The sequence below is a fragment of the Clostridia bacterium genome, from assembly GCA_034926675.1.
GTDB lineage: Bacteria > Bacillota > DTU025 > DTU025 > DTU025 > JAYFQW01.
This window is the reverse complement of record JAYFQW010000003.1, coordinates 67,834-86,488: the sequence shown is the minus strand read 5'-3', so window position 1 is coordinate 86,488 and position 18,655 is coordinate 67,834. Positions and strand designations below refer to the sequence as shown.

Sequence of the window (18,655 nt, the reverse complement as noted above, 5' to 3'; positions counted from 1 at the left end):
GCCTACTTGTCCACCATCTCTATCAGCACTCGATTTGGCAGGCACGCGCTGTAGTCTCCAACCTGTTCAAGCCAGCCCATTTTCACACATATCTTGTCGGGGCAGGGTGATGATAATACCCGCGCTCTGGTCCCGTCCACCTCCACGATTGTCGTCCCCAGGGGGCCTTTCACTGGGATTGTCTTCTTCAGGGTCCCGGACAGTGTCAATGTCGACACTACGCGATCACGTTCTTCGCCTATGGAGACTACTCTGAGTGTCGTGCCCTCGACCGTGCGCCCCCCGTGCGCCCCTCCAAACATGATCAGAGCTATGCCTATTGCGAGCAACACTAGTATGAGTATTCGCTCCCGTTTCCTCATCTGCCTCACCTTCTGTTCCTTGAACGCACATATTGCCGCACTGCGCCATCTAGGCTGTCGCAGGCTATTCCGATGAACACCCCTGTTACTATCGAAAGGCCCATAAGGACCGGCGCGCCGATGAGCAATCCTGGCTGCTGCAGCGCGATAATGGCGATTGCCAGCTGGCAGCTGGCATGGACTATTGACCCGATAACGCTCGCCCACACCGATGAGCATCCCTTGGGCAGCACCCGCAATGCAATCCCCATCGCTGTGGCGCTCAGAGTGGCCCCGGATAGACTCATCCAGAACCCCAGCCCCCAGAATTTGCCGCCGAGCATGCTCCCCAGTATGCTTCGAGCTGCACTGATGCCGATTGCCGCACCGAAACCCAGGTAGCGAAGGGCCACCAGGCTAGCGATGTTAGCAAGCCCGATCTTCGCTCCAGGGACCGGCAAAGGTGGGAACAGCGACTCCACAACATGCAGAGTGAGTGCAACCGCCAGTATCATTGTTAACTGCATCTGCCTCTGGAGGCCGCTAGATCTCAAGGATTCATCACCGCTCTGAATCGTCATTGTGTCAACTAGAGAACGGAACTGATGCTGACTCGCAGCACGGTACGAGTATACACTATTTGATACACCGCTGGGTATTGCGTGTGTATGAGGGCTTGTGCATGTGCGAGAGACTACGGTGCACAGTGCATTGAAAGCGTGCATCACGCACAAAATGACGGGTCGAATCGTGAGAATGGACACGCGTGCTAAAGACGCGGTAAATCGTGACAAGTAGCAGGGGGCGAGCAGGGGAGTGTCCACATAATGTGTGGCAACCCCAAAATGGAGGAGGTTAGTACTCACAATGCGTAAGCGTGCACTCCGCGTACTACTCATGCTCGCCCTAACGGCGGTTCTGGGCTTTGGTTCCGTTGCCGTGAACGCTGCTGCACCCACTGCTCCGCCCGCGCCCACTCTGGAGCAGTTGCTCCAAGAAGGCATGGATGTGATCGTTGCGTGCGTTCGGTGCGAGGAGCTCGTAGTGAGCGACATCCAGCTGTGCCCACCTCTGAAGTCGGGAACGGAACCCAGCATTCAGAAGTTCCCAGTAATCGACAACATCAAGATCTGCTCTGGCCTTGTGCTCGTCGATGCCCACGTCTGCAAGCTGGTTACATGGACCGATGTCAATGGTGTTGTGCGCAACAAGTTCGCCAGAATTCCTGTTGACTGCTGCATCGAGGCGCCCGGTGTGGCGCCCACTGATACTGTGGCTTTCCAGGCGATAGAAGTAGTGTGTGAGCGGGACGAACTGCAGAACGGGCGTTCTATACTCCATGAGAAGATGTGCGTGAGGATCAACCTGTCCATACAGCGCCACATAGCTGGCCCTGCAGAAGTGCTTATGGACGATACGGAGATTCTGAACTGACCTGCCTGAATGTTGGGGATTCGAGCTTCGGGACATCGTGCCTTGAACACTGGCTAACGGATAAAGGAGGAACCGGGCGAGTAATCGCCTGGTTCCTCCTTTATCCGCATATTCTCCGTAACGTGCAGGATTCTTCAAATCCGCGTCGCACACTTACGGGGGCGACGCCCATCGTGAAGAGTACGGGGCAGCCCACGATCCTGACCCGGCAGCCGGTTCGGCACTGCGTCGGCGGTCGTTGTTCAATGATTCTCTGGTGGGAGGTACTGTAATGAGTAATTCGGGCAAGTGCTGGAGGAACCTCAGAAGGATCGCCTCAGTGGGCCTGCTGTTGCTGGCGATGATCGGCGTGGCAGGGTGTGCAGGAGGCGGAGTGTACGTGTCAGGGCGAATCATGGCCGAGAACGAACCGGTGTATGGAGCTGCAGTGACACTGGGCTCATACGGATCCGTGATGACCGATTACGATGGAAAGTTCGAAATAGCCGGCGTGAAGCCTGGTGCGTACCAGCTGAAGGTGGCGAAGGCCGGATTCGTCGCCAAATCCGTGAATGCGAACGTGGCGGCTACGACTGATCTCGGAGAGGTGACCATAGTCCCCAATGACGGCACATGGACTGTCGAGGCAGTTCCCAGCCTCGGCCTCGGTCCGACTGTCCTTTCGGAGCTTCCCAGGGGGCTATCTTCCCAATCCGACAGTGCGCCTCCAGTCGACGTTCAAGCGGAGATCACCTTCGACCTCGCTTGTGACGACAGGCACTACGAATCGAAAGCAATCCTGCACATTCGGATGGAGAACGCAGCGTTCGTGTTTGAGCACAGCGGGTCTCTAAAGATCATGGGCGTGGAGCCCCTCGAGGAAGGCAAGAGTTACACACTCACTGCGACAATGCGCTTGACGGGCTCATCTTCTGAGCAGCAGGTCAACGCCACGATAACAGTAGAGGGTGAGTGCAAGCGCAGCCTCGTGGATGACAGGCTGTACACGGCTGATCTCGCGATCAACTTGAGTTCGCTGGTCTAGGCCAGGCTGCATCATGAGCAGCGTCGTCGGCCGCCGGCCCGCCTGCCGACGGTCGCCCGTTACCTGTGCGGCCGTCCTCGCTCAGCCAACCCCAGCAGGCGTATGCACAGAAGCAGCCAGATCCCGCCGGATGCCAGGTTGATCGCGGCTTCCGACGCAAGACGCGCGCCGAGCCCCACCTGGGCGATGGTGACGCCTGCGACCACGATCCCGGCAATGGCTCGAATGAGGCTCTGGAACTCGCGACGCCCCGAACTGGCCATGGCCTTCGCTGCTATGTGGGCCGCCATCCCGTAGAAGCAGAGCGCGGTGGCGGCGCCCACTCCAAGCAGAGCCTCTCGAAGTGCTGAAGGGCCAACGATGTCGGCGGCGCGCATGAGTTGGTCTAGAGAACCGGAGAGAGACAGCCCGAGAGCGCCTGATACACACACTGTGAGGGCAATGGCCCTCTCATGCTTGGCTCGGAGCAGCAACAATGCGATAGCCATGCAGAGCATTGCTGCGATCGCATTGTGGCTGCCCAGCGCCGAGATTGCCCGGAGTAGGCGACCCGCCTCAGGCCCAAGTCCGCGCAGGGCATCTGCGAGGCGAAGGCCCACAAGGTCGATACTGCGGAGGACTAGAACCCGCCCCGACCAGGCCAGTTCCGTCAACTCCTCAGTGACGATAAAGAGAAAGACGAGCCCCGCCATGGCATAGATCATCCACTCGCCCCAGAATCGCTTCTCGTGTCCGAGCAATGCGGCACGTGCCCGTCCAAATAGCCTGGCGCCAGGCCTGGGCCTGGGCTGCCGCGCCTGGCGCGCAGCGTCCCCATCTCGGTTCCCATCTCGGTTCCCATCCCGGCTCCCTGTCGGCCAGGCTGTCCCGGATGAGCGCCGCTTCTGCAGGCCTGCTGCTGCTACTGCGCCGGCCACCGCCAGGAGCGAGAGCGCGAGTGTCGCGATCTCGAACCAGGGCCCGATAACCTCACGCACCCGAGAGCCGAACCTGATGGTCATCGCTGCCTCAAGGAAGAAGCGCGCACCTCGCCCGATCAGCGATGCAATGAGGAACGGGGCCATACGCACTCGGAAGATGCCAGAGGCTATGGTGAACACCTTGAAGGGAATGGGTGTGAACGCCGCAATGCCGACTGCCCATCCGCCGTACTTCTTGAACAACGTCTCAGTTTGGGAAAGCCCTTTTCGATCCGTGAAGCGGAGCAGCATGGGTCTCCCGCCCCTTACACCCACGGCATACGCAAAAACCGCTCCTAGCACTGATGCTCCTGTGGTCACAGTGGCATACCACAGGGCACGCCGAGGGTGCGAAAGGCACAGAGGAAACAGCAACACATCTGGGGGAACTGGGAAGAAACTGGACTCCGCGAACGCCACAAGGAATAGCCCCAGAGCGCCCCATCTGCCGAATACTGTGATCGACCAGCCAACAATCGCGTGCATATGTCCACCTCATCATGATCTACAGTGCGATGGATAGCGTCTGAATGGCGTCCGGCCGATTTCCCGAGGCTCAGATGCCGCTATTGTGACTGCCTGGAATGAACTGCGTAAGCTCGCTCACGGCGTTTGCTTTCCTATCCACATACTTTACGATTGGGTGTGGGGGATCAACGCCTACCCACACAGTAACACCTGTCCCCTTCAGTTCCACGGCCCATGCAGTGTACCTCCCGGCGGGCACAGAGATGGTCTCCTTCTTAACAACATGCACAGTGAGGGTTCCTGTTATCCCGAGCCTGCTAATCACCGTGTTGAACGTGGCCCTGTAACCCCGGCGGAATGGAATAGCTCGGATTAGCATGGGCGCCTGCTCAAGGTCGAAGCAGGGCTGGGCCGGCGGTGCGATCATCTTATCCTGCACGCCGGATGGGAGAGAGGCGGTGATAGCCACCTCGTTTTCGTGAAAGAGGGCCGTGTAGGCTGCGCGTCCCTCAGATGAATCCCTAATGAACTCGGTTCTCACCGGGGTGAGGTAGTCAGGAGCAACGAATACCGTGGCTTGTTCATGGAAATCGCCGCCCTGCTTGTCGGATACCAAGGCAGCGCCCTCGCCATCCGCCTCCACCCGCAGTTCCCAGGAGGCGAAGGGCCTTCCCTCGATGCGGCTTTCGAATCGACTTGCCTCACCAGGTGCATAGGGGGCCTCCAACTGCAGGGTTCGCCTGGGATCGCCGTTTGTGTAGGCAATGATCCCGGCGCCTATGGCCAGAATGATGATCAGAAGGGCAACTGGGGATCTTGGACCCCGGGGCCGATCCTTCGGGCTGTTGAAGAGTGACAACGGCGTTCTGCTCCTCTCGATTCAGCTGAATCCATGATACTCCGTTGAGATGGTGGGCTCAAGTTACGTGCCTTGACAGATACGAACCTCGCTGCCGCAGATGGCCGGTCGGAGAGGCAGTCGCGCAACATTTTGTTCTGGAGAAGAAGGATTGCCGGAAGCAGTGCCGAACGCATAGGCGTAATAATTTGTACTGTCAGTGAACGAACAAATGCACTACTACACTAACAGCCGGTATAACTCGAAGTTAGGCGTAGATTGCCATGTGGCATTCGTTCATTGGAAAGCGTTATCGATGCGGTCAAGTCTTCAACTGCGATAGAGAGGTGCTGCACCTGATGGACGGCAGGACTCTGAGAACCGGTGATAGGCAGCTCATCAAGGACATTAACATATCCCTGGCCGTGAACGCCATAAGGCAATTCGGCCCAATATCCCGCGTCGACGTGGCGCGGCTGACCGGACTTGGCAGATCCACTGTGTCTGGTATTGTCGGCCTGCTCCTGAAGGAGGGGTTCGTGCGGGAGATCGGAAACGCTCAGCAGGATCCTGCCAAGCCGTCGGTGGGCCGTCCGCCAGTGATGGTTGAGTTCAACCCGAGCGCCAGGTTCGTGGTCGCTGTGAAACTTGCACCCATGAGCATAACAGCCGCAGTGACGGATCTTGACGCCGAGGTGATCGGCTCAGTGGAGATGCCTACGGGGACCCGTTTGAGCGAGAGCGCCATAAGAGAGCGGATATCCGAGGCCGTCAACCAGGCCATATCCAATTGCGGAGTCAGCACGGATAAGATCGTGGGCATGGGCGTTGCCATGCCAGGCATTGTCGATTCACGCACTGGTGTGTCAATCTCACCCCAGTTCTTCCTCTGGCAGAACCTCCCCCTGCGCAACCTGCTCGAAGAGGAGTTCGGCGTGCCCGTGTTCATCGATAACGACGCCAATGCCGCCACCCTCGCCGAGAAGTGGAAAGGGCACGGGCGCGGAGCATCGAATTTCGTGTGCGTTACGGTGGGAATTGGCATCGGCGCCGGGATCATCATCGACAACAAACTGTACCGTGGCGCCATTGCTGGGGCAGGAGAGATTGGGCATATCACCATCGATGAGGATGGACCCGAGTGCATGTGCGGCAACCGAGGGTGCCTGGAGGCATTTGCGGCTGATGCTGCCATCATTCGCGAGATGAACCGGGTTATCGAGTCAGGCCAGGAAAGCGTGGTCTCCCGCATCGCCGCGAGCGAGGGTAGGGAGATCGATAGATCGGTGATCGCTCGTGCTGCCGCAGCGGGCGATAGCGCGGCCCTTTCCGTGGTAAGGCAGGCGGGTGAACACATTGGAGTCGGCCTGGCAACGCTGGTGAACATCCTGAACCCTGAGATGATCGTGGTGGCGGGCGAGGCTGCTCTGGACTTCGGAGGCGCACTGTTGGAGCCGATGCGCGACTCAATACGGCGGAGGTCCATGGGCGTGCTGGCCCAAAGGCTGGAGGTTGTAGAGTCGAGCCTGGGCGCAAACATATGGATAGTGGGCGCTGCATCTCTGGTGCTCGATGATTTCTTCGGGGCGCCCATATACGAGAGGCGAGAGCGCGTGGCGGCGGTATCGATTCCAGAACTGATGCAGGGATCGTAGAAGAAGAACTCAGGCGAGAGGGGTAGGGTGGCAGCCTATGGCGATAGCCTGGGGTGAGAGCCTAGGGTGCAAGCCAACATGTTGGAGCGGGAGATGTGCAATGAACGATGGCCTAGCTGAAGCGAGCATCGCCTTGATAGAGAGGAATCAGCATTCCTCCGGGGCATACATCGCCTCGCCAAGCTTTCCAACGTACGCGTACTGCTGGCTTCGCGATGGGTCCTACACCGCCCATGCCATGGGTTTGTATGGACAGAATGACAGTGCGGCGGCATTCTTCCGCTGGGTGAACAGGACCATTGCGGGTGACCGGATGAGCTGCACCGGGAGGAGCGTCTCACCGGGCGAACGTGCAAGGCGAGCGCTGCGCGCGCGATGGACTCTGGAGGGAAAACGGGACGACTCCGAATGGCCTAACTACCAGCCAGACGGATATGGTGCATGGCTTTGGGCGCTTGACGAGCATGTGGCGCGCACAGGAGACCTCGGCTTGTGGCGAGAGTCGCTCGAGGCCGTTCGGTATGTGGTGGATTGCCTGTCGCAGGCATGGGCCATGCCGAGCAGCGATTGCTGGGAGGAACACCCCGACCGAGTGCATACATCCACGTTGGCATGCATCGCTGGCGGGGTCGAGCGAGTGGCTCGACGAACCGGAGATGTGCGGACGCTCTCCCTCGCTAGCGAGATCAGAGGCTACATACTCGAGCACGGCGTATTTGATGGGCGCCTCGCGAAGTTCTGCGGAGGTGAGAGGCGCGGAGTTGACTGGCCCCCGAAGGAGCGTGTCCATGTTGGTCCGTCCATCGGAGATTCCGTGGATGCGAGCCTGCTCTGGGCGGCTGAGCCGTTTCGGGTGCTAGATCCCTATGACCCACGTATGGCGCGCACCGTGCACGAAATCGAGCGTGGTCTCGTGGGGGAATATGGAGTGCACCGCTACTCCACCGACACTTACTACGGTGGTGGGCTGTGGCTCCTCCTAACGGCATGGTTGGGCTGGCACTACTGTGGAACTGGCGCCATTGCCAAGGCTCTTTCGTGCTTGAAGTGGATTGAGGAGCAGGCGGACGAGGACGGTTGCCTCGGAGAGCAGGTGAGCAGGGATCTCATCGACCCCGCTCTCTGCGATCCATGGATTGCCTGCTGGGGCCGACCCGCAGATCCTCTTCTGTGGTCGCACGCGATGTATCTGATCCTTCGAAAGGCGATTGAGGTACAGACGAGGGAGGTGTGAAACGCGTGTACATAGGCAAAGGAAGGAAAAGGCGCGCGACGATCGCGGCATTTCTGGCGCCTACGATGCTGGGGTTCGTGCTGTTCAGCTTCACCCCAATAGTGCGGTCTTTATACCTCAGCTTCACATCCTGGGACATTCTTCAGCCAGCGAAATGGGTTGGGATCGAGAACTACAGGGTTCTCCTGGGGAGCGAGGAGCTGTGGCGGGTCATGAGAAACACCGCCGAGTACATCGTGCTGTATGTTCCGTTGCTGCTTGCGGCATCACTTGCCATAGCCTCGCTTTTGAATCGGGACTTCCGCGGTGTTGGAGTCTACAAGGTGTTGTTCTTCCTCCCGGTTCTATCCTCATGGGTCGCCGGATCCCTGATATGGCGCTGGATTCTGAATCACAAATACGGCATCGTGAATGTCTTCCTCGGCTACATCGGGATAAAGGGCCCCGCCTGGCTCGACAACAAGTACTGGGCCATGCCGGGAGTTGTGATGGCGAGCGTGTGGAAGGACGCGGGGTTCTCCGCCCTTATCTTCCTTGGGGCGCTAAGGGGCATAAACCACGAGTACTACGAGGCTGCCGCGATGGACGGGGCAAGACCATGGGACCAGTTCCGTCACATCACCTTGCCGCTAGTGTCGCCCACCACCTTCTTCGTAGCAGTGACCTCGCTCATCAACTCCTTTCAGGTGTTCACCCAGGTGGCGGTCATGACAGAGGCAGGTCCTGCAGGCGCCACACAGGTGATGGTCGAGCGGATCTACAAGTATGCCTTCCAGTTCTTTAAGATGGGATACGCGTCGGCAATGTCGTGGCTGCTGTTCATCATTATCCTCGTGTTTACCCTAATCCAATGGCGGCTCCAAAAGAGGTGGGTGCACTACGATGGTTAGGTCAGCTCGCGCCTTCAAGACCGCTCTGTTCTATGTCGTGATCAGTCTGATCGCACTGGTGATGATACTGCCATTCCTATGGATGATCAGCACATCGCTCAAGGAAGCAGAAGCGGTTATGGTGCTCCCGATAAGGTGGATACCTGAGAAGATCAGCCTTAAGGCATACCGAGATCTTTTCACCATATCGACGATCATCCCTTTCCACCGGGCGACGCTGAACTCTCTGATCGTGTCGCTGCTTACAACCTTCGTCACCCTAACATCTTCGTCTATGGCAGCGTTCGCGCTAGCGAAGTTCGACTTCAGGCGGCGTGACCAGATTCTGATGCTGTTCGTGGCCACTATGATGGTTCCGCAGGCGGTGACCATGATCCCAAACTACCTAGTGCTGCGAACGTTGAGGCTGCCCAACACGTTCATCGGCTTGGTGCTGCCCATGATCTACAACGCCTGGGCGCTCTTCCTGCTGAGGCAGAACATCATGGCAATTCCGGAGCCGTACTTCGAGGCGGCAATAGTGGACGGAGCGGGGCCCTTCACGATATATCGCCACGTGGTGCTGCCCCTGGCCAAGCCGATCATCGCCTCCCTCGCGGTCATCACGTTCATGGGGACATGGAACGACTACCTCTGGCCACTGATAATGATATCCGACCCGAACAAGGCCACGCTCACACTTGCCCTCGGTAATCTGAACTCCAGATGGGGGCAGCACTGGGAGTTGCTCATGGCTGGCGACCTGGTTTCAATGCTGCCCGTAGTCCTAGTCTACATACTGGGCCAGAAGTACTTCGAAAGCGGCATCTCAGTGGGAGGGCTCAAGTCGTGACTCAATCGCGGCCTGTAGAGATATCACAGGATCGGAAAGAGGGTGAGGATGGGGACTGGCTGATCTGTGGCCATCGTTGGCCGACCGTCGGTGGACCTACCGGGACCGAGCGCTCGTTTCCCGTCTGCAGTTCGTATCTGTGTGCGATTTATCGATGAGGAGGAGATCCGCGTGCATAATAGGAGACTCGCGCTGGCGTTTGTGTGTGTCGCCCTGGTCGTGCTCTGCGCGCTTCCGGTCTTCGCAGCCAAGAAGGTCACGATTACCTACGGCAACTTCTCGGCTGGATCCGACAACGAGCCCACCCTGAACGCGATGAAGGCCGCATTTGAGAAGGCCAATCCTGACATCGAAATCAAGCTCCAGAACACCGGGTTCGGCGAGTACTTCCGTCTGTTGCAGACTCAGGTCGCAGGCGGGACTGCACCAGATTGCTACGAGCTGAACTACGAGAACTTCGTCGCCTTCGCGGCCAAGAACGCCCTAGCAGATCTTGGACCGCTTGCCAAGGCCGCTGAGGTCAGCTTTGATGGGTTTGATGACAACGCCCTCGATGCGTTTTCCTACAACGGAAAGCAGTTCGGCGTGCCTGGCAGCTACTCCGTAGTCCTGCTTCTCTACAATAAGGATCTTTTCGACAAGGCCAAGGTGGCCTACCCCAACGACAAGTGGACATGGAAGGACATAACCGAGGCTGGGAAGAAGATCCGCGCGCTTGGGGATGACACCTTCGGAATCATCCAGACTGTGCAATTCTGGGAGTTCTACAAACAGATAGCTCAGAACGGCGGCAGTCTCTTTAACGCGAACCGCACGAAGTTCACCGTGAATTCGCCGGAAAACGTGGAGACCTTGCAGTATATGGTGGACAAGATCATCAAATACAACATCGAGCCCACACAGGCACAGAAGTCGAACCAGGGTGAGTGGGATCTGTTCGCTACCGGGAAAGCCGGAATGCTGGTAACTGGAAACTGGGCCTTCACCTTCATGAAGGAGAAGGCGAAGTTCAGATGGGACGTGGCCGTGGAGCCGGGAAACAAGCAGAAGGCGTGCCACTTCTTCTCCAACGGATATGTGATCAACAAGGCCAGCAAGAAGCAGCAGGAAGCTATGAAATGGATCACCTGGCTCTCTTCAAGCCAGGAGTCGTCGCTGCTCAGGGTGAAGGCCGGATGGGAGACTCCGCCTGTGTCGGACAAGGCGGTCATTGAGGCGTACGTCGCGCAGAGGCCGCCTGAGAACAGGAAGGCCGTATTCGAATCCCTCAAGTACCTTGTGACGCCGCCAGTGATTGAGCAGTTCAATGAGATGTCGCAGATAGTCGATATCCAACTGCAGAAGGCCCGCGACGGGGAGAAGACTCCGAAGCAGGCACTGGATGATGCCCAGAAGGAACTGGAGCAGAAGATCAAGCTATAGGCGATCATCGGCGTACTGCAAGACCAGTTGAGATCGAAAGGGCCCGCCGCTCCGCCTGCCGCGGCGAAGGGCGGGCCCTTCGCCATTGTATATCGCCGGCAAGGCCGTCTGCCACATGAAACGATTGGCTATGAGGTGCATGACATGTCTGATAACAGTCGACTCACCATCCGCCATGTTCCAACTGGGTACTATCCATTTGGACACACCAGCTTCGACCGGAGCCCCCGTCACCCGATAGAGGGCGAATTCGTAACGGTCAGGGCTGAGGTGAATGGCTCACCCTGCGACAGGGGGGAGGATGGACACGAGCGCAAGCGTGAGCATGGGCGCGGGGATTGTCTCTATCTTGAGATGCGGTGCGGCGCAGTTGTCCGAACCATCCTCGGCAGGAAGATATCTGACTACCACGTGGAACAGTGTGACCTGGCGCCTTCTCAGGGGAGCGCGCCCGGGCACATCGAGTACGTCCTGTTCGAGCTGGGGCGATTCACAGCAGGCGATGTTGTGCGATACTCGATTCACGCAGGCATGGCATGTGCCGGCGATGATGGCAGCGCATCCTCTACATGCAGAGACGGGGCGTGTTCCGACAGTCTGGTGAGCGGACCTTACGAGTTCAAAGTGGCACAGGGCTACACGTGCAGCAACAACGCGGATCTATCGATTGAGAACGGACGGCTAGTGGCTCGGTTTGAGGCCGTCGGCCCATACGCCCCGAGAATCGAGTTCCGCTTTGAGGATGGGCGGTTGCTGATTACGCACTCCGTCATCGCGTCTGAGAGTGATCTCGGACGAGTCCCGATGGAGCGGATGGGTATCGAGGACGGCAGGACCGGGGCGAGGCTGGACGCTGAAAGCGACCCATTCCAGTTCATGCTGACGAGCGCGGATGGGCGAGTGCTGCTTCGAACGAAGCCCGGCTTGCCGCACTTCAGCTTCAGAGCCACGCCGCAGGGCGAAGCGTTCGAGTTCAGGCTGAGCATGGACAGCGCTGCTTCTCACTACTACGGGTTCGGCGAGCGTTTCGATTCGCTGGACCAGAACGGGCGAAATCCCGATGTCTGCGTCGTGAACCAGTATCTCAGGCAGGGAAGCAGGACCTACATCCCCATGCCCTTCTTCCTCACTGAGGCCGGGTATGGAATGCATGTGGCGACTGACAGGTACGTGAGCTACAGCCTTTCACCGTCACTGCCAGGGCAAATGAGTACGACTGCTCAGGTTGACCCAGCCTGTCCGGTGCTGGAATCGACAGTGTTCCTCGGCGCTCCGGCCGAAATCGTTCGGGCATACTCCAGATCCACGGGCACTGCTGCTCTCCCGCCGAAGTGGGCTTTCGGTCCTTGGATATCGGGCAATGCATGGAACACTCAGCGTGAAGTTGAGGAACAGGTTCGCCGCGGTGAGGAACTGGGCATTCCGGCCACGGTCGTAGTCATTGAGGCATGGTCCGACGAAGCGACGTTCTACCTGTGGAACGATGCTAGGCATTCCCTGGCCCCAGGGAGCCACGGGTTCAGCCTTTCCGAACTGCGGTTTCCTTCGAACGGCAGGTGGCCCGACCCGAAGGGCATGGTGGATAGTGTGCACGATTCCGGGGCGAAGCTTGTCCTTTGGCAGATCCCAGTCCTCAAGCGGCTGGCCGCCCATGAACCCGCATGTGAGCAGCACAGGAGGGACGAGGAGCATGCTTGCGCAGAAGGGTATGTGGTGCGAAATGCCGATGGAACTCCGTATCGCATTCCAGATGGATGGTTCGCCGGCAGCATGCTGCTGGACTTCACGAACCGCGAGGCCAGGCATTGGTGGTTCGGGAAGCGGCGCTACCTCGTTGATGAGCTAGGTGTGGATGGCTTCAAGACGGACGGAGGCGAGTTCATCCTCGATGATGGGGTGGTGTTCGCCGATGGACGACGCGGGGCCGAGATGAGGAACCGGTATGCCCTGACGTACATCGAGGCCTACCGCGATTTCGCCGGGCCCGGTCGAATAACCTTCAGCAGAGCCGGGTATGTGGGCGCGCAGGCGTCTCCGTTGTTCTGGGCGGGCGATCAAGCCTCATCATATCGCGAGTTCCGGGCTGTTCTCACGGCTGGCCTCAGTGCCGGGTTGTCGGCGGCGCCGTTCTGGGGATTCGACATCGCGGGATTCTCAGGTGACATCCCAACAGCCGATCTGTTCATCCGAGGATGCCAGATGGCTGCGTTCTCCCCGGTAATGCAGTTCCACTCCGAGAGCAGGGGTGCACAGAACTGGGATCGAAGTCCGTGGAACATCGCCGAGCGAACTGGTGACGAACGTGTAGTGGCGATATATAGGGACTACGCTAACCTGAGGATGAATTTGCTGCCGTACATATACAGCGAAGCTGCGCACGCAGCGGAGATTGGCGAACCCCTCATGCGAGCGCTAATGATCGATTTCCCGCAGGACCCCGCGTCGCTGCTTATTGACGATGAATACATGTTCGGCCGCGACCTGCTCGTGGCCCCGGTGATGGAGGAGCACGCGCGCGAAAGGCGTGTTCATCTCCCGCCAGGGGAATGGCTGGACTTCCGGACTCTGGATGCAATTGGACCAGAGTTCGATGGACCGGGGTTCGATGGGCTGTGCAGTGGCAGCGCGGGCGGGGAGAAGCTGGGTGCGAGCGAGCAGGGCGTAGAAGGGCCGGTGACCGGTGGACTGGACTCCAGCGGGACCATCGTCTGTATGTGCGATCTCGACGTCATACCGTTGTTCATCAGGAAGGGAGCAATCATCCCCATGAACCTCGGCGATGATCTGCGCCTAGGTGGTCCCATAGGAGTGCGAGGCGCTGGCTATCGGAATCTCGCTTTTCTGCTTACGGGAGACCCAGGGCAGGAATGGGTGTTCACCGATGACGAGGGGGTTCGAATCCGATTTTCCCCCTGCGGGGACGAGGTGCTCATCACTGCTGAGTCCATGGGCAACCTCGACCATGCATACCTGCTTTCCCGGAGCGCAGTATCGCGTGAGCCGAGCAGCTGTGACCAGGGCGGTTCCGCCACTTGGATGGGAGGCTGCACCTGCGTGAAGGCTGCCCGCGTCGAGCGCGATCAGCTCATGCTAGGAGTCCGGGTCTGTGTGGGCCAGTGAGGCTTGCACTGCGGCTTCCCGCGCCAGTGCATCCACGAGGTCGTTGCGGGGATCCCCGGAATGCGACCGCACTTTGAACCAGGCGATCTTGATGCCCGACTCGGCCACGCGCCTGACGTACTCCTTAGTGAACGGAGTGTTGGCCTTCCAGCGGCGCGTGGCCCACATCTCGAGGCCTAGGTAATCGTAGTGAATGGCAACCTGATTCACTCCGTTCTCGCGGCACCATTCCAGGGCGCGAACAACTGCGGTGATCTCGGCGGCCACGTTAAAATGACGCCAGGCATCGCGGGGTATTCCAGAACCCGAGTCGCGGAGCAACTCGGCGTCGCCTTCCATGATGAGGAGGCCCCAGCCCAGCGAAATCCCACCGTCCACGTCCATCTTGGATCCGTCAACCCATATGTTCACCATGCCCGGCTGGCTTGGAGCCTCGGTAGTGCGCGTGCGCAGGCGAACTCCGCCGCGCGGCACTTTGTCGCGGAGAGCATCAGGTTTGTGTGTTGCGGCTGTTGGGGCCACATGCGTTGCCGCGAGCCACGCTTTCTCAAGCACACGCTCGATCTGCCCGTCTCCCTTCAGCTCCCGCAGGACCATGCTGGGCCCCTTCCGGCCGCTGTACACCAGAACCCGTCCGGCATATCCATCAAGGCGGACTGGGCTGCAGTACTGTGATATCGCATCTCCCACCTCACAGGGCACTGAGCGAAGCAGGAGTTGATCTCGGAGCCTCAATGCAACTTCGTGTGGTGTCAATTTGAGTCCCCCATCTGGCGTGGCATTTTGGCATTCGCAGAACCTGAGTGCCTCGCGGGACATTCCGGTTGGGCTCGCCCTATCCTTCGACGCAATCCTCGCCCAGTCCTGCGTCACATCGCGGACAGGCGCCTGAGGGAGGCTCGACTTCTGCGCCCGCGCCCTGTCGCATCGCCTCTGAGCCGAATCGAACCTGCGCCCAGTCCTCCTGCGCCCGCGCCCGCGGGAGAGGGCGCGGGTCCTGTGCAGGTTGATACCTGTTCAATGTCGAAATTCACAGTGTTATGCTATCGGCCAGGACGGATAGTCAGGTATCTTGCTCTTCTCAGAGGTGTTCTCGCTAACATGAGCATTGGAAGCAGGGAATGCGGACTCGTTATGCTGGCCACGGGAAAGCAGGGAAGAGCACCCCGGCGCGCGGGTGACATGGAAATCTCTGATGCACTTGCCTGAGGAGGCGAAAGATCCAACATGGATTACATCATTCGTCCAGTGAGGCCTGAGGATGCAGAGGCCATTAGCGAATTCCGGCGACTGCCCAAGGTGATGGAGTACACGTATGCCCTGCCGTCGGAGCGAGTGCGTCTCATGGAGGAATGGCTCGGGAGCATGGGACCCGATAACCACGATTTCGTAGCTGAGGCCGACGGAAGGGCTGTTGGCGTAGCCGGTGTTCAGGTGGCCAGGGGCAAGCGGCGCCACGTAGGAGAGCTGGGCATATCCGTGCACGATGCCTATCAGGGATACGGAATAGGAAGGGCTCTTATGGAGACGCTGCTGGACCTTGCCGATAACTATCTGGGGCTCATTCGGGTGGAGCTTGAGGTATTCGCCGATAACACCCGAGCGATCAGCCTTTATGAGTCGCTCGGCTTTGAGCTGGAAGGGCGGAAGCGCAAGGCGGTATTCCGACGAGGCGGGTACATCGACGTACTAGTGATGGGCAGGATCCGAGAGCCGAGAGACGCGTAGGCGCATAGGCAAGTGAGTATGCGTGCGCGGGCGTGGGTGTGGACATGTTGGCATCGCCAGGTGCACGAGGGCCGCGCCGTCGATGCATGCACGTAGGTGCTGGCATATGCGCGTGGTGTCGCGCGTGGTGTCGCGTGCGGGAGTATTCGGGTGTGCGGAAGTGGTAATCAAGGTCCGGATATGCGGGAACGGGTACTTCGGGAATGGGTACTTCGGGAATGGGGGTCTGCCGAGTGGCGCGAGCGAACGGACCGGCGGGGCTGGCCATACGTACGTCGAACGGGTGTAGACATGCGAGAGAGTGGGCGGCTGTCTCCCTGGCTCTTGTCGTCCTTGCCCTTTTCGCCCTACTCACCGTTGTGCGCGTTCCGGACCTCACTGTGGCTTCTCCTCCGCAGCTGGATGGGGCCAGACGCTCCACTGTGGCGCCGATGGGGGCTTGGATTGCGTCGAGATTCCGCTCTGTGGGCGCGCCGACGGCGCGTCTGCCTGTGGGCAATTCGGCTGCTCCTGAAACTGCGAATCTTGGACAGATCGAGTCTTTTCTCGATGGCTTCCTCGCAGAGGCAATGCAACGCATGAACGTGCCCGGCGTGGTATTCGTGATGGTCAGAGACGGCCAGACGGTTCTGAGCAGGGGATATGGCTTCGCCGATTTGGAGAGGCATGTCCCAGTCGACCCGAGTAAGGCGGTATTCAGTGTAGGGTCTATCTCAAAGCTGTTCACTGCCACAGCTGTGATGCAGTTGGTGGACCGAGGCCTTGTGGATCTGGATGATGATGTGAATCACTATCTCGATTCACTGATAATCCCGCCGACGTATCCGGCGCCAATCACAATTGGAAACCTCCTGACCCACACTGCCGGGTTTGACGAAGGATATATCGGGATGGCGTCCGCGGATGAGCGGTATGCTATGCCCCTCCTGCAATATCTCGCAAAGTGCATGCCCGCGCGAATCAGGCCGTCTGGCCAGGAGATTCAGTATAGCAACTACGGAATGGCGCTGGCTGGCTATGTTGTGGAACACGTGAGCGGCATGCCGTTTTCGCAGTACGTGAAGGAAAACATCCTCGCGCCTCTGGCGATGGATCACAGCGGGTTTGAGCTGTCCGACACGGTTGCGGATGGCATCGCCAAGAGCTATCGCTCTGTGAAAGGCTCACGTGTGCAGGTCGCAGTACCGCACGTGCAGATCAACCAGGCTCCTGCTGGAGCATTGATGACCACTGGAGATGACATCGCCAGGTTCATGATCGCCCACCTGAACGAGGGCAGGCTCGGAGATGCTCGAATACTCACTCCTGAGTCCGCTCGCGCGATGCATACTCAGCAGTTCACGAACCATCCCATGCTCCCGGGCGTGGCGTATGGTTTCTTCCCCGATACGCGCAACGGACGGCGAATCCTGTCGCACGATGGAGCGGTATGGAACTTCTACAGCGCACTCGTGCTCATACCGGAGGAAAATACCGGATTCTTCGTCTCATGCAACAGCGACTCTGGCGCAGCCCTCCCCTACGAGCTAATGGGGAACCTGTTTAGCGAGTTCTACCCGCCGACCGAGGACGCTGGGTCGATCAGCGCCATTGCGACGCGCCCAATCTCTGGGTTCGAAGAGCGGGTGAAGGCAATCGAAGGTGCATACCGACCGACTCGCTACCCTAGGCGCACCGTGGAGAAGCTTATTGCGCTTTCACAGGAGTACCGCGTTGAGGCAAACAGAGATGGGTCCATCGTTCTGCACCCGCCTGGCGGAAGTCAGCCCGCCGAGGTGTGGGTCGAGATAGAGCCGTTCGTGTTCAGAAAGCTGGGCGCGGATACCCTAATGGCATTCAGAGAAGCATCACCCGGCGACGCCGGTCGCATGTTCATAGGAGCGCATTCCTTCGAGAAACTGCGGTGGTATGAAGGAACCTCGCTGCATGTGCCGCTGATTGTGGGATGCACTGCACTGTTTGCGCTCGCCATCGTTGTCTGGCTTGTCCGAGCACTGCCCGGGCTTACGCGGCGGAGCCGGAGTCGGATGCGCTTCCAGGCGCCTGGCTCCCGACTGGCTGGCCGAGCAAGAATCCTGTGTGCTGCGGTGGGGATTCTCAACATCGCGGCGCTCGGCAGTGGGGCGCTTGGCCTTCTGTCGATGCCCGAGTGGGAGATGGTGAGCACGGCGCCGAGGGCGCTAGTCTTTATCCGGGTCCTCTCTCTTGTCGGAGTCCTGCCAGCCATTGCCCTCGCAGTGTTCGTGGTCCGCGGGTCACGTCACCGAGGGCGCCTGAGCGTGGGCAGCCTGGATCTTGGCGGATTCGGCTGGCGGCGGGCGCGGATGCCGTTCGTCACTGCAGCGTGGTCATTTGCGGTGCTAGCAGCCGAGGCTGGAGTGCTCTGGTTCCTATACTACTGGAATCTGCTGCGCGTCAGCTTCTAGTCTCGCGCCAGGCCTCGTGTCTGTGTTGCATGCCTTCCTTACAGCTCGGCTCGCCGGCAGTCTGTCTCGATTTGCTGTGCTCTCCGGCGATAAGCAAGCACGGTGGGAGGAGAGGATTACCGATTAGTGCCGAACGTGGATTGTCCAGGGTCATTGTCTCGGTTTTGGTCGGCTTCGTGTTGCTGATCAGTGGAGCACCGATAGTCCTGCCTCAGGCCCAGCCCCAAGGGCAGATCGTGGGCTCGGCGTGTATGGACCCATCGGGAATGCGCCCACACTGGGAA

At 59.2% G+C, this 18,655-nt stretch carries 15 protein-coding genes; 10 read left to right on the top strand and 5 right to left on the bottom strand.

The annotated features are described in order from the left end of the window. Positions 1–2: 2 nt before the first annotated feature. Positions 3–362 carry a NusG domain II-containing protein gene (locus VB144_02005; GenBank protein MEA4882431.1) on the bottom strand — a complete coding sequence of 120 codons (360 nt, stop codon included), beginning with the start codon at positions 360–362 and terminating at the stop codon, positions 3–5. 5 nt (positions 363–367) lie between these two features. Beyond that, positions 368–895: a Gx transporter family protein gene (locus VB144_02000; GenBank protein MEA4882430.1), complete on the bottom strand. Its 528-nt coding sequence runs from the start codon at positions 893–895 to the stop codon at positions 368–370. A 313-nt stretch (positions 896–1,208) separates the two neighbouring features. Between VB144_02000 and VB144_01995 the strand changes: the two genes are divergently transcribed. Beyond that, positions 1,209–1,775, top strand: coding sequence for a hypothetical protein (locus VB144_01995; protein ID MEA4882429.1), 567 nt, complete (start codon positions 1,209–1,211; stop codon positions 1,773–1,775). A gap of 271 nt (positions 1,776–2,046) precedes the next feature. Next, positions 2,047–2,799 carry a carboxypeptidase-like regulatory domain-containing protein gene (locus tag VB144_01990; GenBank protein ID MEA4882428.1) on the top strand — a complete coding sequence of 251 codons (753 nt, stop codon included), beginning with the start codon at positions 2,047–2,049 and terminating at the stop codon, positions 2,797–2,799. Between the two features lie 59 nt (positions 2,800–2,858). Here the strand turns inward: VB144_01990 and VB144_01985 are convergent, their stop codons facing one another. Together VB144_01985 and VB144_01980 are read right to left on the bottom strand one after the other, a co-directional pair. Beyond that, positions 2,859–4,244 (bottom strand): YqaA family protein, encoded by a 1,386-nt coding sequence (locus VB144_01985; protein ID MEA4882427.1) that lies wholly within the window; start codon positions 4,242–4,244, stop codon positions 2,859–2,861. A 70-nt stretch (positions 4,245–4,314) separates the two neighbouring features. Next, positions 4,315–5,085, bottom strand: a complete 771-nt coding sequence (locus VB144_01980; protein ID MEA4882426.1) for a hypothetical protein — start codon at positions 5,083–5,085, stop codon at positions 4,315–4,317. Positions 5,086–5,423: 338 nt separating this feature from the next. Between VB144_01980 and VB144_01975 the strand changes: the two genes are divergently transcribed. The 6 genes from VB144_01975 (at position 5,424) to VB144_01950 (ending at position 14,217) form a co-directional block, all read left to right on the top strand. Continuing rightward, on the top strand, positions 5,424–6,719 hold the full coding sequence (locus VB144_01975; GenBank protein MEA4882425.1) for an ROK family protein: 1,296 nt from the start codon (positions 5,424–5,426) through the stop codon (positions 6,717–6,719). A gap of 100 nt (positions 6,720–6,819) precedes the next feature. Continuing rightward, entirely contained in the window at positions 6,820–7,953 is a 1,134-nt protein-coding gene (locus tag VB144_01970) for a glycoside hydrolase family 15 protein (protein ID MEA4882424.1), read from the top strand. A gap of 65 nt (positions 7,954–8,018) precedes the next feature. Beyond that, positions 8,019–8,843, top strand: coding sequence for a sugar ABC transporter permease (locus tag VB144_01965; GenBank protein ID MEA4882423.1), 825 nt, complete (start codon positions 8,019–8,021; stop codon positions 8,841–8,843). Then, the gene (locus tag VB144_01960; GenBank protein ID MEA4882422.1) at positions 8,836–9,675 is read left to right on the top strand and encodes a carbohydrate ABC transporter permease; all 840 of its coding nucleotides are present in this window, start codon (positions 8,836–8,838) and stop codon (positions 9,673–9,675) included. The genes VB144_01965 and VB144_01960 overlap by 8 nt, the downstream gene beginning before the upstream one ends. A gap of 171 nt (positions 9,676–9,846) precedes the next feature. Then, positions 9,847–11,097, top strand: coding sequence for a sugar ABC transporter substrate-binding protein (locus tag VB144_01955; protein MEA4882421.1), 1,251 nt, complete (start codon positions 9,847–9,849; stop codon positions 11,095–11,097). Between the two features lie 144 nt (positions 11,098–11,241). Next, positions 11,242–14,217: a glycoside hydrolase family 31 protein gene (locus tag VB144_01950; protein MEA4882420.1), complete on the top strand. Its 2,976-nt coding sequence runs from the start codon at positions 11,242–11,244 to the stop codon at positions 14,215–14,217. On the opposite strand, the gene VB144_01945 is transcribed toward VB144_01950, so the two are convergent. Continuing rightward, complete coding sequence (locus VB144_01945) at positions 14,188–14,973, bottom strand: RNase H family protein (GenBank protein MEA4882419.1); 786 nt, start codon at positions 14,971–14,973, stop codon at positions 14,188–14,190. The two genes, VB144_01950 and VB144_01945, sit on opposite strands and share 30 nt — an antisense overlap. Before the next feature lie 471 nt (positions 14,974–15,444). On the opposite strand from VB144_01945, the gene VB144_01940 reads away from it, so the two are divergent. Beyond that, on the top strand, positions 15,445–15,945 hold the full coding sequence (locus VB144_01940; GenBank protein MEA4882418.1) for a GNAT family N-acetyltransferase: 501 nt from the start codon (positions 15,445–15,447) through the stop codon (positions 15,943–15,945). A 233-nt stretch (positions 15,946–16,178) separates the two neighbouring features. Next, a complete protein-coding gene (locus VB144_01935; protein MEA4882417.1) occupies positions 16,179–18,371 on the top strand; it encodes a serine hydrolase domain-containing protein in 2,193 nt (730 codons plus the stop codon). Positions 18,372–18,655: the final 284 nt, after the last annotated feature.

Bases quoted from the DNA above. Each gene is read 5' to 3' on its own strand.
- VB144_02005 (MEA4882431.1), bottom strand. From the start codon at position 362: ATGAGGAAACGGGAGCGAATACTCATACTAGTGTTGCTCGCAATAGGC.
- VB144_01995 (MEA4882429.1), top strand. From the start codon at position 1,209: ATGCGTAAGCGTGCACTCCGCGTACTACTCATGCTCGCCCTAACGGCG.
- VB144_01990 (MEA4882428.1), top strand. From the start codon at position 2,047: ATGAGTAATTCGGGCAAGTGCTGGAGGAACCTCAGAAGGATCGCCTCA.
- VB144_01985 (MEA4882427.1), bottom strand. From the start codon at position 4,244: ATGCACGCGATTGTTGGCTGGTCGATCACAGTATTCGGCAGATGGGGC.
- VB144_01975 (MEA4882425.1), top strand. From the start codon at position 5,424: ATGGACGGCAGGACTCTGAGAACCGGTGATAGGCAGCTCATCAAGGAC.
- VB144_01970 (MEA4882424.1), top strand. From the start codon at position 6,820: ATGAACGATGGCCTAGCTGAAGCGAGCATCGCCTTGATAGAGAGGAAT.
- VB144_01965 (MEA4882423.1), top strand. From the start codon at position 8,019: ATGCTGGGGTTCGTGCTGTTCAGCTTCACCCCAATAGTGCGGTCTTTA.
- VB144_01960 (MEA4882422.1), top strand. From the start codon at position 8,836: ATGGTTAGGTCAGCTCGCGCCTTCAAGACCGCTCTGTTCTATGTCGTG.
- VB144_01950 (MEA4882420.1), top strand. From the start codon at position 11,242: ATGTCTGATAACAGTCGACTCACCATCCGCCATGTTCCAACTGGGTAC.
- VB144_01940 (MEA4882418.1), top strand. From the start codon at position 15,445: ATGGATTACATCATTCGTCCAGTGAGGCCTGAGGATGCAGAGGCCATT.